The sequence below is a fragment of the Nonomuraea sp. NPDC048916 genome (genome assembly GCF_040649575.1).
Lineage (GTDB): Bacteria > Actinomycetota > Actinomycetes > Streptosporangiales > Streptosporangiaceae > Nonomuraea.
Map to the genome: position 1 here is coordinate 1 of NZ_JBEZFS010000073.1, position 13,836 is coordinate 13,836.

Annotated in this window: 8 protein-coding genes; 4 read left to right on the forward strand and 4 right to left on the reverse strand. The window is 70.4% G+C overall.

Annotation, left to right across the window (positions count from 1 at the left end):
* Both AB0C16_RS38965 and AB0C16_RS38970 read right to left on the reverse strand, forming a co-directional pair.
* The coding region (locus AB0C16_RS38965; protein ID WP_357690988.1) for a polyketide synthase dehydratase domain-containing protein at window positions 1-932 on the reverse strand (932 nt) is incomplete at its 3' end.
* Entirely contained in the window at window positions 814-4,233 is a 3,420-nt protein-coding gene (locus AB0C16_RS38970; RefSeq protein ID WP_357690990.1) for a beta-ketoacyl synthase N-terminal-like domain-containing protein, read from the reverse strand. The genes AB0C16_RS38970 and AB0C16_RS38965, both read right to left, overlap by 119 nt.
* A gap of 355 nt (window positions 4,234-4,588) precedes the next feature.
* Between AB0C16_RS38970 and AB0C16_RS38975 the strand changes: the two genes are divergently transcribed.
* From AB0C16_RS38975 to AB0C16_RS38985, 3 genes are read left to right on the forward strand one after another with little or no spacing between them, the layout of a single operon-like run.
* Window positions 4,589-6,133: an acyl-CoA carboxylase subunit beta gene (locus AB0C16_RS38975; RefSeq protein WP_357690992.1), complete on the forward strand. Its 1,545-nt coding sequence runs from the start codon at window positions 4,589-4,591 to the stop codon at window positions 6,131-6,133.
* Between the two features lie 20 nt (window positions 6,134-6,153).
* Window positions 6,154-6,915: an alpha/beta fold hydrolase gene (locus AB0C16_RS38980; protein WP_357690994.1), complete on the forward strand. Its 762-nt coding sequence runs from the start codon at window positions 6,154-6,156 to the stop codon at window positions 6,913-6,915.
* Window positions 6,916-6,934: 19 nt separating this feature from the next.
* The gene (locus tag AB0C16_RS38985) at window positions 6,935-7,834 is read left to right on the forward strand and encodes a proline iminopeptidase-family hydrolase (protein ID WP_357690996.1); all 900 of its coding nucleotides are present in this window, start codon (window positions 6,935-6,937) and stop codon (window positions 7,832-7,834) included.
* A gap of 16 nt (window positions 7,835-7,850) precedes the next feature.
* Here the strand turns inward: AB0C16_RS38985 and AB0C16_RS38990 are convergent, their stop codons facing one another.
* On the reverse strand, window positions 7,851-9,080 hold the full coding sequence (locus AB0C16_RS38990) for a nucleotide disphospho-sugar-binding domain-containing protein (protein ID WP_357691002.1): 1,230 nt from the start codon (window positions 9,078-9,080) through the stop codon (window positions 7,851-7,853).
* A 341-nt stretch (window positions 9,081-9,421) separates the two neighbouring features.
* On the opposite strand from AB0C16_RS38990, the gene AB0C16_RS38995 reads away from it, so the two are divergent.
* Entirely contained in the window at window positions 9,422-10,618 is a 1,197-nt protein-coding gene (locus tag AB0C16_RS38995; RefSeq protein ID WP_357690998.1) for a cytochrome P450, read from the forward strand.
* Between the two features lie 40 nt (window positions 10,619-10,658).
* Here AB0C16_RS38995 and AB0C16_RS39000 read toward each other — a convergent pair.
* Window positions 10,659-13,836, reverse strand: a 3,178-nt coding sequence (locus AB0C16_RS39000) for a KR domain-containing protein (RefSeq protein ID WP_357691000.1), incomplete at its 5' end; no start/stop codon positions are given.

Below are 13,836 nucleotides of genomic sequence, written 5' to 3' on the forward strand. Positions count from 1 at the left end.
GGCACAAACACCCGCCCACCCCGCAACGCAACCTCCGACTCCCCCCACCCCACCACCCCACCCAACAACGACTCCGACTCCACCGACCCATCACTGTCAACCAACACCACCCGACCCGGAAACTCCTCCTGCGCCGCCCGCACCAACCCCCACACCGGCGCCTGCACCACATCCACCCCAACATCCCCCGCCACACACACCGCACCCCCCGTCACCACCACCAACCAACCCGAACCCTCCACCGCCACATGCCCCTGAACCACCCCCAACACCTCAGAACACACCACACCCACACCCCCCACCACATCCCCACCACCAACCGAACACCGAACCACCCGCACCGGCACCGACCCAGACCCAGACCCAGACACCGCCCCAGACACCAGCGTCGGCACCGGCACCGGCACCGGCACCGGCAACAACCCCCACTCCACCCGCCACAACCCATCCACCGACCCCCGCAACACCCCACCCACCACCGGCCGCGACACCAACGACTCCACCGACACCACCGGCCGCCCCACCCCATCAACCGCCTCGATGGCGGAGACGGCCCCGGTCCGGATACGGACCCGCAGGTCCGTGGCACCGGCTGAATACAGGCTCACTCCCCGCCATTCGAAGGGCACCAGCGTCTGGTCATCGGCGACGTCCCCGTGCATCGCCGCGTCCAGCAACGCCGGATGCAACCCGAACCCCTCTCCAACTCCCTCCGGCAGACCCACCTCCGCGAAAACCTCATCCCCCCGCCGCCACGCCGCCCGCAACCCACGAAAAACCGGCCCATAGCCATACCCCAACTCCACCAACCGCTCATAGGCGCCGGTCAGATCCAGCGGGGTGGCGTCCGGCGGCCTCGGCGCACGAGGAGACTTCGACGGCGCGACGTCCGGTGCCGTCGTCGGCGCGGACCACGACGCGCAGGGCGACACCGGAGTACTCTGGCAGCACCAGCGGCGCCTCCAGGGTCAGCTCCTCGATCCGCGTGCAGCCTGCCTCGTCGGCGGCGCGCAGGACGAGCTCGACGAACGCCGTTGCGGGCAGCATGACGGCACCGGCGATGACGTGATCGGCCAGCCACGGGTGCGAGTGGAGGGAGATCCGTCCGGTCAGCACGACACCGTCGGAGTCGGCGAGCTGGACGACCGCGCCGAGGATCGGATGCTCGGCGTTCTTCTGGCCGAGGCCAAGAGCCCCACTCCCGTTCCTGACGAGCGGGTTCAGCCAGAACCGGCGGCGCTGGAAGGCGTACGTCGGCAGCTCGATTCGACGGGCTCTGCTCCCGGTGAAGAACGCCTCCCCGTCCCACGCGGCGCCACGTGCGTGCGCCTGCCCGAGTGCGGACAGGACTTCGCGCTGCTCCGGTCGGTCCCGGCGCAGCGTGGGCACGAAGGCGGCGTCCTCGCCCAGGCACTCCCGCCCGAGCGCCGACAGCACCGGGTCGGGACCCAGCTCCAGGAAGGTCGTGACGCCCTGGTCCGCGAGCCAGGCCACGCTGTCGCGGAAACGCACCGCGTGCCGTACGTGACGGACCCAGTAGTCAGGCCCGAAGTCCTGCGTGGGCCTGCCGATCAGGTTGGACACGACGGGGATGCGGGGCGGCGCGTAGTCGAGGAGCTGCGCGACCTGCCGGAACTCCGCCAGCATCGGCTCCATCAGCGCCGAGTGGAACGCGTGGCTCACGCGGAGGCGCCGGGTCCGGCGATCGGAGAAGCGGGCCGCCACCTGGAGGACGGCCTCCTCCTCGCCGGAGAGCACCACGGAACGGGGACCGTTGATCGCGGCCAGCCCCACCGCTTCGGTGAGCAACGGCAGAATCTCCTCCTCCGTGGCCTCCACCGCCACCATCGCGCCGCCCGGCGCAAGCTCCTGCATCAACCGGCCGCGTGCGCCTACCAGCGTGGCGGCGTCCTCGATCGACATGACCTCCGCCGCGCACGCGGCCGCGATCTCGCCCACCGAGTGCCCGGCCAGGTAGTCCGGCCGCAGACCCCACGACTTCAGCAGCCGGAACAGCGAGACCTCGATGGCGAAGAGCGCCGCCTGCGCGTACATCGTCTGGTGCAGCAGGTCGGCCTCCACGGAACCCTCGGTCGCGTAGAGGACGTCCCAGAGGGACGTGTTGAGCTGGAGATCGAGATAGCCGATGGTCTCTTCGAGCGTGTCAGCGAAAACGGGGAATGCCCGGCACAGTTCCCTGCCGGCGCCGAGCCGCTGCGAACCCTGGCCGGTGAACAGGTAGGCGAGTGAGCCGGACGCCGCACCGGCGAAGGTCCCGGGAGCGCTCTGGCCGGAGGCGACGGCTCGCAGACCGCGCGTGAGCTCGTCCCCGTCGGTGGCGAGGACGACGGCCCGGTGGTCGAAGGTGGTGCGGGTCACGGCCAGCGAATAGGCGAGATCCGGCAGGGTCACCTCAGCCGCGTCCGTGACGGGCAGCAGGCGCGCGGCCTGCGCCCGCAGGGCCGCGTCGCTCTTGCCCGAGATCACGAACGGGAGCACGCCCAGGGTCGGTTCCGTGTCGGCGTCCATCTTCGGGTACGGCTGGGCCGCGGACCCCCTGGAGTCGGCTCCACCCTCCGGAGGCTCCTCGACGATCACATGCACGTTGGTCCCGCTGACACCGAAGGCCGACAGGCCCGCCCGTCGCGGATGCCCGTTCCGCTCCCAAGTCACCGGCTCGGTCAGGAGCCGCACCTCGCCCGCCGACCAATCGACGTTGGGCGTCGGCTCGTCCACGTGCAACGTCTTGGGGAGCAGCCCATGGCGCATCGCCCCGACAATCTTGATGAGCCCAGCCGCGCCACCCGCGGCCTGGGTGTGCCCGATGTTGGACTTCACCGACCCCAGCCACAGCGGCTGCCCCTCGGGCCGGTCCTGACCGTAGGTCTCCAGCAGGGCCCGCGCCTCGATCGGGTCGCCGAGCTCGGTCCCCGTGCCGTGGGCCTCGACGACGTCGACCTGGTCGGCGGTGAGTCCCGCGTCGGCCAGTGCCTGGCGGATGACCCGCCGCTGAGCGGCCCCGTTGGGCGCGGTCAGCCCGTTGCTGGCGCCGTCCTGGTTGATCGCCGAGCCGCGGATCAGGGCCAGGATCCGGTGGCCGTTACGGCGCGCGTCGGACAGGCGCTCCACCACCAGGACGGCGACACCTTCGGCGACGCTGGTGCCGTCGGCGGCGGCGGCGAACGCCTTGATCCGGCCGTCGGGGGCCAGGCCGCGCTGCTTGCTGAACTCGGTGAAGATCCCAGGACTGCCGACCACCGTGACGCCGCCGGCGAGCGCGAGGGAGCATTCCCCGCGGCGCAACGACTGGGCGGCCAGGTGCAGCGCTACCAGCGACCCTGAGCATGCGGTGTCGATGGTGAGCGCGGGGCCCTCCAGCCCCAGGGCGTACGCGACCCGTCCGGACAGGACGCTGGGCGCGCTGCCGATGATCACGTAACCTTCGAGTTCCTCGGGGGCCTCGGAGGTCCGCACGCCGTACTCGAGGATTCCCGCGCCGACGAACACGCCGGTCTGGCTGCCCCGCAGCGCCGACGGGTCGGTGCCGGTCCGTTCCACCGCCTCCCACGCCGTTTCCAGCAGCAGGCGCTGCTGCGGGTCCATGGCCAGCGCCTCGCGCGGGCTGATCCCGAAGAAGTCGGCGTCGAACTCGGCGGCGGTTTCCAGGAACCCGCCTTTGCTGACGTAACTCTTGCCCGATTTGCCGGGTTCGGGGTCGAAGAGCGTGTCGAGGTCCCAGCCGCGATCGGTGGGGAAGTCGTCCAGCACCGAGCGGCCCTCGGCCACCAGGTCCCACAACTGTTCGGGTGAGTGGACGCCGCTGGGGAAGCGGCAGCCGATCCCCACGATCGCGATGGGCTCGTCGTCGGGGGCGGGCCGCTGCAGAGGGGCCGGTCCTTCGGTCTCCAGCCCCAGCAGCGTGGCCCGCACGTGGTCGGCCAGCAGCTCGCTGGTGGGGTACTCGAAGGCGATCGTGACGGGCAGCGCCAGCCCGGTGGCCGCGTTGAGCCGCGCGTGCAACTCGATCAGGCCCAACGAGTCGAGACCCAGTTCACGCAGCGGCAGCCGCAGGTCGATCGTGGGGGCGGCATGCGGGTCCAGCTTGCGCAGCACCGCACGGACCTGCTCGCGCACCAGGTCGAGCAGGAGCCGCCGCTGCTCGGGGCCGGCGAGCCCGTCCAGATCCAATCGCTTGTCCGGTGCGCCGGGATCGAAGCTTTCGGACTCGCGCATCGACGCAACTCCAGATCGTCGACTGACATTCGAAGATTCGGCGGCGCGCGCCGGAATGACAAATACCGACGACTGCCGATTCGGATCGTACTGCCGCACGGAATCGGCATTACACCCCTAGCCACGCGGGGCGGCAGCATATTTAATTGCGTTTCGCGAGTACGCGGCGGTTAGGGGTCACCTAGGGGTGTGGGCGCAATATCGCGCACAAATATACTGACGCCGCCCGGTTGACCGATGTTCGGCGTTACTCGATGTCGCGATTCTTTTCGCGCAGGAAAGTGATGGCAACATGAGCGTGGACGATCACCAGGCCTCCGCCGCTACGCCGACGGAGCCAACTCCTTCTTCGGAGATGTGGTCGGCTGTCGCCGAACTACGCGCGGTCAAGGAAGCGGTCGCCCAGGGCCCGTCCGCGCGCGCCACGGCGCAGCAGCACGACAAGGGCAAGCTCACTGTGCACGAGCGGTTGGAGCTGCTCTTCGACGAAGGCACCTTCCACGAGATCGAGAGGCTGCGCCGGCATCGGGCCACGGGCTTCGGGCTGGAGGATCGCCGCCCGCACACCGACGGCGTGGTGACCGGGTGGGGCGAGGTGATGGGGCGCAAGGTGTTCGCCTACGCCCACGACTTCCGGATCTTCGGCGGCTCCCTGGGGGAGTCGCACGCCGAGAAGATCCACAAGATCATGGACATGGCGGAGTCCGTGGGAGCGCCGCTGGTGTGCCTCAGCGATGGCGCGGGGGCACGCATCCAGGAGGGTGTCACCGCGCTGGCCGGCTACGGCGGCATATTCCGGCGCAACGTCCGCTCCTCGGGGGTCATTCCGCAGATCAGCGTGATGCTGGGGCCGTGCGCCGGCGGAGCGGCCTACTCCCCGGCCCTGACCGACTTCGTGTTCATGGTGCGGAGCATCTCCCAGGTCTACATCACCGGACCGGACGTGGTCCGCGCGGTGACCGGCGAGGAGATCACGCACGAGGGGCTGGGCGGCGCGGACGTGCACGCCAAATCCTCCGGCGTGGCGACGGTCGTCTGCGATGACGAAGCCGAGTGCCTGGGCAAGGTACGGCTGCTGCTGTCGATGCTGCCGTCGAACAACCGGGAGCTGCCGCCGATCTCGGCGACGTGCGACCCGCCGGACCGGCGCGTCGAGGCGCTGCTCGAACTGGTGCCCGCCAAGCTCGGCAAGCCCTACGACATGCGAGCGGTCATCAGGGAGATCGTCGACGCCGGGACCATGTTCGAGCTGCACGCCAAGTGGGCGACCAACATCATCTGCGCGCTGGCCCGCCTCGGCGGCCGGGTCGTGGGCATCGTGGCCAGTCAGCCCGCCGCACAGGCCGGCGTGATCGACATCCACGCCTCCGACAAGGCCGCCCGCTTCGTCCAGACCTGCGATGCCTTCAACATCCCGCTCGTCACCCTGGTCGACGTGCCGGGCTTCATGCCCGGACGCCGCCAGGAGCACGGCGGCGTCATCAGGCACGGCGCCAAGCTCCTCTACGCCTATTGCGACGCCACGGTCCCCCGCATCCAGGTGATCCTGCGCAAGGCGTACGGGGGGGCCTACATCGTCATGGACTCCCGGTCCATCGGCGCCGACCTGTCGCTGGCCTGGCCCACCAACGAGATCGCGGTCATGGGCGCCGAAGGGGCGGCCAACGTGGTCTTCCGCCGGGAGATCGCCGCGGCGGAGGACCCGGAAGCCACCCGCGCGCGGCTGATCAAGCAGTATCGCCAGGAGCTGATGCACCCGTACTACGCGGCCGAGCGCGGCCTGGTGGACGACGTCATCGACCCGGCCGACACGCGGTCGATCCTCATCGAAGCTCTGACGACGCTGGCCGGCAAGCAGACGGCACGACCGGCGCGCAAGCACGGCAACCCCCCGATGTGATGCCTACTCAGAGGACGGATATGGCAGGAGCTTCCACGCGAACGGGCGAGTGGATCCGTCGGTTCCATCCCGCGCCGAACGCCGCCCGCCTGGTCTGCCTGCCTCACGCCGGCGGTTCGGCCACCTTCTTCTTCCCGATGTCGAAAGAGCTGTCGCCCTCGGTCGAGCTGCTCGCCATCCAGTACCCAGGGCGGCAGGACCGGCGGACGGAGCCGTGCATCGACGACATCCGTGTGCTGGCCGACCACATCGCCGACGAGCTCAGGCCGTGGCTGGACCGGCCGATCGCCCTGTTCGGGCACAGCATGGGGGCGGCCGTCGCCTTCGAGGTGTCGGTACGGCTGGAGCGGGCCGGAGTCACCCCCCTCGTGCTCTTCGCGTCCGGAGCCCGCGCCCCCTCGCGCTACCGCCACGAGCGAGTCCACCTCCGCGACGACGCGGGACTGCTCATGGAGCTGGCCACCCTCAGCGGCACCAGCTCGCAGGTCCTCGACGACGAGGAGATCATGCGCACGGTGCTGCCCGTGCTGCGCAGCGACTACCGTGCGGTCGAGACCTACCGCTACCGGCCCGTGCCGCCGCTGCGCTGCCCGGTCATCGCGATGACCGGCGAGGAGGACCCACAGGTCACGCTCGACGAGGCCGAGTCGTGGAGCCGCCACACCACCGGCGGGTTCGGGCTGCGGACCTTCGCGGGCGGACACTTCTACCTCACCTCTCACGGGGCGGCGGTGAGGGACGTGATCACTCGCCACGTCGGCGGCACCGCGGCAACCGATTGACAACGGACGGAGGGCCGCCGTGACCCTGCCGGCGAGCGCCAAGGGAACCGTGCCCTTCGGCGAGTACAAGACCTGGTACCGCGTCACCGGAGACCTGCGCGACAGCCGGCCCGCCCTGGTGATCCTCCACGGCGGGCCGGGGAGCACCCATGACTACCTCACGAGCTTGGCCGCTCTGGCCGAGCTCGGCTGGCCCGTCGTCCACTACGACCAGCTCGGCAACGGCGGGTCGAGCCACCTGCCCAGTCGCGGCGCCGACTTCTGGACCGTCCAGCTCTTCCTCGACGAGCTGGACAACCTGCTCAGGCAGTTGGCGATCGCCGGAGATTACGTCCTGCTCGGGCACTCGTGGGGGGGCGTGCTCGCGGCCGAGCACGCCGCGACCCGACCGTCCGGGCTCCGTGGCCTGATCGTCGCCAACTCGCCCGCCTCCTACCCGATGTGGCTCAAGGAGCTCGACGTCCTGCGTTCGCAACTGCCGCCCGGCGTGGACCAGACGCTGCGCCGCCACGAGGCCGCGGGCACCACGGACTCCGACGAGTACCTGCAGGCCGTGCGGGTCTTCTACGGAAAGCACCTGTGCACGCTGCAGCCGTGGCCGCGGGAGATGCTCGCCTCGTTCTACGAGGTCTACAACGACCCCACGGTTTACTTCACGATGAACGGCCCCAGCGATTTCCACGTCATCGGCACCCTGCGCGACTGGTCGGTGATCGACCGATGCCCCGACGTGGCCGTGCCCACCCTGGTGATCTCGGGCAGACACGACGAGGTGACGGCAGCGGCCATACGACCCTTCGCCGAGCTGATCCCGGACGCGCGCTGGGAGATCTTCGAGGAGTCAAGCCACGTCCCCCACCTGGAGGAGCCGGAACGCCTCACGGAAGTCCTCTCCGGCTTCCTGCGTTCCCTGGCGTAGCCGGTCCCGGCGGCGGTCAGCCGGCCAGCGCCTCCAAGTCCGGCACGATGTCCGCCAGGGTCCTCGTCGCAAGCATCTCCCGCTGCGCCTCGGCGGCGCACCTGGCGAACGACGGATCGTCGATCAGGCGGCCCACCTGCTCGCACACCGCCTCCGACGTGAGGTCCTCCAGGTCCAGGAGCAGGCCGTACCCGCGCTTTCGCTGGGCCAGTGCGGAGACCCGCTCGCTCCACGTCGTGCCGGGGACGATGAGCTGCGGCACCCCGTTCACCACGGCGTTGCCGATGGTGGCCCCGCCGCCCTGGTGCACGATCGCCGAACAGGTGGCCAGCGCCTCGTTCATCGGGATGAAGTCGACTGCCCGCATGTTGCCGGGCAGTCGAGGGACAGCCGCGATCTGGTCGGCGTTGAGCGTGGCGATCACCTCGACGTCCAGCCGGCCCAGACCCTCGAGCAGCGCCGCCACCGACGCCTCCTCCCGGCCGTGCACCTGGCGGTTGGACACCCCAAGCGTCAGGCACACTCGGGGCCGCTCGGGCTCCTGGACAACCCATGACGGCACCGGCAGCGGGCGGTTCACCGGCACGAACCGGACAGGGACGTAGGCGACGTCCAGGTCGTACCGGATGCAGGAGGGTGACGGATCGATCGTGGCCATGCCGTACCGCAGGGTGTCGTCGAACTCGCGGCCGTGGCGCGCGAGCCAGCCGGACATCCACTCCACGAGCGGGTCGGGGACGTCGGGCCGCCGCTCGCGCAGTGCCCTGTGCTGGAACCCGATCCGCGCCGTCTGATCGGCCGCGTAGAGCATCCGAACGTGCGCGGCGCCCACAGCCGTGGCCACGAGGGGACCGGCGTACATCATCGGGTCCCACACCACGAGATCGGGTTGCCACTGCCGCGCGAAGTGCAGCATCTCGGTCAGCAGCCGGTCCGGGGAGGTCCACTGGAAGATCTTCGTCCAGTGGTGGTAGACCTCGCGGATGTACTCATCGGTGTAGCGCTCGGGCCGGGACTCCGAGAGCTTGTGCTGACCTTCCAGGTCGTCGCCGGCGAACCGGCGCTGCCGGGCGATGTCCAGATCGTCGCCGAACCACATCGCCTCCAGGCCGGTCTCCAGGAAAGGCTCGACCTCGGCCGGGTTTCGCGGCCCGGCGTAACGGACCTCGTGCCCGGCGGCTCGCAGTGCCCATCCCACGGGAGCCATGCTGTAGATGTGCGTTCTGGTGGGAAAGACGACCAGCATGACGCGCACGGTCTCTCCTGACGTCGGCTACGTCGGCGGATACAGGGCGACCTTCGGCACCTGAGCCTTCATTCGAGTCGGATTCCTTTCGACCCCGCCGACGGCCGCAGGTTCGAGGAAATGCGCACTGTCCTCCCCAGCGAGAGTAATGCAGCCCGCAGGCGCATATAACGCCCTGAAATCCAGGTTAGGGGTTCCCGCCCCTTAGGGGCTGGCGCCGAATATGACCCGCGCCTTGAATAAGAAAATGCGACGGATATGGCCGTGCCCCTGCGCGGGACGATCAGCACCCTGATGGCTCCCACCGCGGCCATGAGCCGTCCGGCGTCAGGAGGGTCGGGATGAGCGTCCACGCGCGCACGCGCGACTATCCGTTCGAGATGCGCGACATCGGCGTCTCCCCTCTGTACGCGCAACTGCGCCGCATCGAGCCGATGAGCCGGGTGCAGATGCCGTACGGCGAGCCGGCCTGGCTGGCCACGCGTTACGCCGACGTCAAGCTGGTGCTGACGGATCCCCGCTTCAGCCGCGCCATCGCTCAGGGCCTGAACCAGCCGCGACTGCGCAGGCAGCTGATCGACGACGGGATCATGGGCATGGACCCGCCCGACCACACGCGGCTGCGCCGGCTGGTGTCCAAGGCGTTCACCGTGCGCCGGCTGGAGAAGATGCGGGAGAGCGTGCGAGCCCTGGCCAACCAGTTGGCCGACGCCATGGTCGAGCAGGGACCGCCCGCCGACATGGTGGAGGATTTCGCGCGGCTGCTGCCGACCAACGTCATCTGCGATCTGCTCGGCGTGCCGTTCACCGACCGGCAGATCTTCCGCAAGTGGACTGAGGGCGTCACCAACGACGAGACCGCGAAGGCGGATGTGATCTTCGATCTCGGGGCCGAGCTGGACGAGTACGTGGCCGGGCTGATCGTCCAGCGGCGCAAGGAGCCGACCGACGACCTGCTCGGCGCGCTGGTGTACGCGCGCGACAACGGCAACAAGCTGGACGACAACGAACTCGTCACGCTGGCCGGGTCCGCGCTGCTGACCGGCGGCGTGGAGACGGTGGCCGCGGCGTTGCCCAGCTTCTTCTACACGCTGCTCACCCGGCCGCACCTGCTCGAGCAGCTACGCCGCGAGCCTGAGCTGCTGGACTCGGCCGTGGAGGAGCTCCTGCGCTACGTGCCCATCAACACCGCGGCCATGTTCGCCAGATACAGCCTGGAGGACGTGTGGTTCGGCGACACGCTGGTGCGTACGGGCGACCCCGTCCTCCCCGCTCTTCACGCGGCCAACCGCGACCCGGAGGTCTTCGAGGATCCCGAGACCATCGACTTCACCCGGGCACACAATCCGCACCTGACGTTCGGTCACGGCGCGCACCACTGCATCGGCGCTCAGCTCGCCCGGCTGGAGCTGCAGGAGTCGCTACGGGCGCTGCTGCCGCGCATGCCCGGCCTCCGGCTCGCCGATGGCCCGGAGGGTGTCACGTGGAAGTACGGCGTGATCGTGCGTGGCCCCACGCTGATGCGGATCGCGTGGTGATCCTGACCCCACTCGCCGCAGGGTCGAAACCCGGGCGAAGCTAGCCGAGCTCCTTGTCGAGCACCGCGAACAACTCGTCGTCGGTGATGTCGTCGCTGATGTCGTCGCTGATGGAGTCGTCGTCCGGCACATCGGACCCGTCGCGCAGGCTCCTGAGCAGGACTTCCAGCCGTGCGGCGACGGCTGCCCGGTCGGCGTCCGCCCCGTCCAGCACCTCCTGGAGGCGATCGACCTCGGCCAGCACGCGCGCCGTGTGATCGGTTCCACCCTCGCCGAGCTCCTCCGCGAGCCGCCGGGCGAGCGCCGTCACGGTCGGATGATCGAACACCAGCGTCGCCGGCAGCCGCAGCCCGGTCGCCACGCCGAGAGCGTTGCGCAGCTCCACCGCGCTCAGCGAGTCGAATCCGAGCTCGCTGAAAGCTCGGCCGACGTCGATCGCCCCGGGGTCTTGGTGCCCCAGGACTGCGGCGACCTGTCCGCTGACGAGGGCCACCAGGAACTCCTCGCGGTCAGCCGGCGCCATTCCCGTCAGACGGCGTGCCAGGCCTTCCGTCGCGGAGGCGCGCCTGGCCGGGGGCCGGGGCGCCAGGCCGCGCAGCATCGCGGGCGCCTCGTCCGCCCGCGCGCGCAATACGGCCAGGTCGAAGCGGATCGGCAGCACCACGGCGTCCTCGGCGGCAAGGGACGCGTCGAACAGCGCAAGCGCCTCGTCCATGCCCAGCGGGGGCATGCCGAGCCGCCGCATCCGCTGCCGTCCGGCCTCGTCGAGTTCGGCGGCCATGCCGTACTGCTCCTCCCAAAGGCCCCAGCCCAGCGAGAGCGCGGGCAGGCCGAGCGCGCGGCGATGGACGGCCAACTGGTCGAGGAAGACGTTCCCGACAGCGTAGTTGCCCTGCCCGGCCGCCAGGACGGTGCTGGCCGCCGAGGAGAACAGCACGAACGCGGACAGGCCGGTGGTGAGTTCGTGCAGGTTCCAGGCCGCGTCCACCTTGGACCGCAGGACGGCCGCGACGCTCTGGGGAGTGAGCGAGGTGACCACGGCGTTGTCCACCACACCCGCGGCGTGCACGACGGCTCGCACCGGATGATCGGCCAGGAGGGCGGCCAGCGCATCCCGGTCGGCCGCGTCGCAAGCGGCGATGGTCACGTTGGCGCCCAATTCCTCGAGCGAGGCCTGGATCAGGCCGGCGCGCGGGGCTTTCGGCCCCCTACGGCTGACGAGGACCAGCTCGCGTACGCCGTGCCGGGTGACCAGGTGCCTGGCGACGAGAGCGCCGAGGCCGCCCGTGCCACCGGTGATCAGCACTGGTCCTTCGATCTCCGCAGGCTTTCCGAAGCCGCCGGCCTTCGTCAGCCGCGGAACCCGGATCTCCGCGCCGTGCACGATGACCTCCGGCTCGCCCGTCTCCACCGCCCGGGCGAGTACATCGGGGTCTGCCGATTCGGCACTCACCCCGTGGACCAGGACGATGCGGCCGGGGTGCTCGGCTTGGGCGGCGCGGACCAGACCGGCGACCGCCGTCTGGCTGAGGTGGTCGCCGATGGTGAGCACAAGGGTGGAGGCGGCCCACCTGGCGTCGGTCAGCCACTCGGCCAGCAGCCGTAGCAGGCCGACGGTCGCGTCGTGGACCGCTGCGGGAATCGAGCCACCACGGACAGGGCTGTGGTGCGTCACGACGTCGGGTAGTGGCTCGGGAATCGCGTCCAGGCGTGGGTGAGTGGGATGGCCGAGACCGCGGGCGTCCTCGCCGAGGATCGCCCACCTCCTGGTGCCGGGGGCCGGGGCGGCGACGGTGACCGGGGTCACCCGGTAGAGCGAGCGTGGCTCGGCCGGCAGCTGACCGGCCGAGACCGGCCGGACGGCCAGGCCGGTCACTTCCAGAAGGACGCGACCCGCCGGGTCGGCCACGGTCATGGATGTGGTTTCGGAGGTCGTGGGGTCCGACGCCGCGGAGATCCGCACGCGCACCCGCGAGCCCGCGTCGGCGTGCAGCGTCACGCCCGTCCACGCGAAGGGCACGACGGGTTCCGCGCCGTCCCCGCCTAGCAGAACGGGATGCCAGCAGGCATCCAGCAGCGCCGGATGGACGGCGAAACCCGTCGCGTCGGCCTCGTCGGGCAGCGCCACCTCAGCGAAGATCTCGTCGCCGCGCCGCCAGGCCGCGCGCAGGCCTCTGAACCAGGGGCCGTAGGCGTAGCCGCGGCCGGCCAGCTCGTCATATCCGCCGCCCACGTCGATCGGCTGGGCGTCACGCGGCGGCCACATCACCAGATCGAGGTCCACCGGCACCGGTACGGCGGCCTGCGTCACGAACCCCGTCGCATGGCGGCGCCACTCTCCCCCGTCGGGTCGTGAGTGCACCCGCAGCCGCCTCCGCCCCGAGTCGTCGGGTTCGCCGACGTCGACCTGCACGACCGTCCCCGGGTCCGTGACCACCAGGGGGGCTTCGAGGGCCAGCTCGTCGATCGTGACCGACCCGACCTCCCGCGCGGCGCGCAGCACCAGCTCGACGAGGCCGGTCCCCGGCAGCAGGACCACGCCGTGCACGGCGTGGTCGGCCAGCCAGGGGTGGCGTTGAAGCGACAACCGGCCGGTCAGCGTGACGGTGTCGGCGTCGGGCGCGTTGACGACCGTGGTGAGCACGGGGTGCCCGGTGGTGTCCTGACCGGCGACAGGGACGGGGGACATCCAGTAGCGGCGGCGGGCGAAGGGGTAGGTGGGCAGATCCACGGGTCCGGCTTCGGGGAGCACGCGCTTCCAGTCCACGCCGGCGCCACGGACCCACGCGTGCGAGAGCGCACTGATCAGCGCTTCCGGTTCGTCGCGTTCGTGCCGCATGGTGGGGATGAACGCCGCCCTGGGATCGCGCACGCACTCCGCGCCCATCGCGGAGAGCGTCGCGCCCGGCCCGATCTCCAGGAACGTGGTGACGCCGCGGTTCTCCATCTCCCTGACCAGGTCCATGAACCGGACCGGCTCTCGCACCTGTGCCACCCAGTAGTCGGCCGTGGTCGGGTCGCCGTGGGTGACCCACGGCAGGCGCGGCGCGGCGAACTCCAACCCCTCAATGGCCGCACCGAACTCCGCCAACATCGGCTCCATCAACCCCGAATGAAACGCATGCGACACCCGCAACGGACGCACCCGCTCAAACCCCGCCGCCACCCGCGCCACCGCATCCGCCACCCCCGACACCACCACCGCATCCGGCCCATTC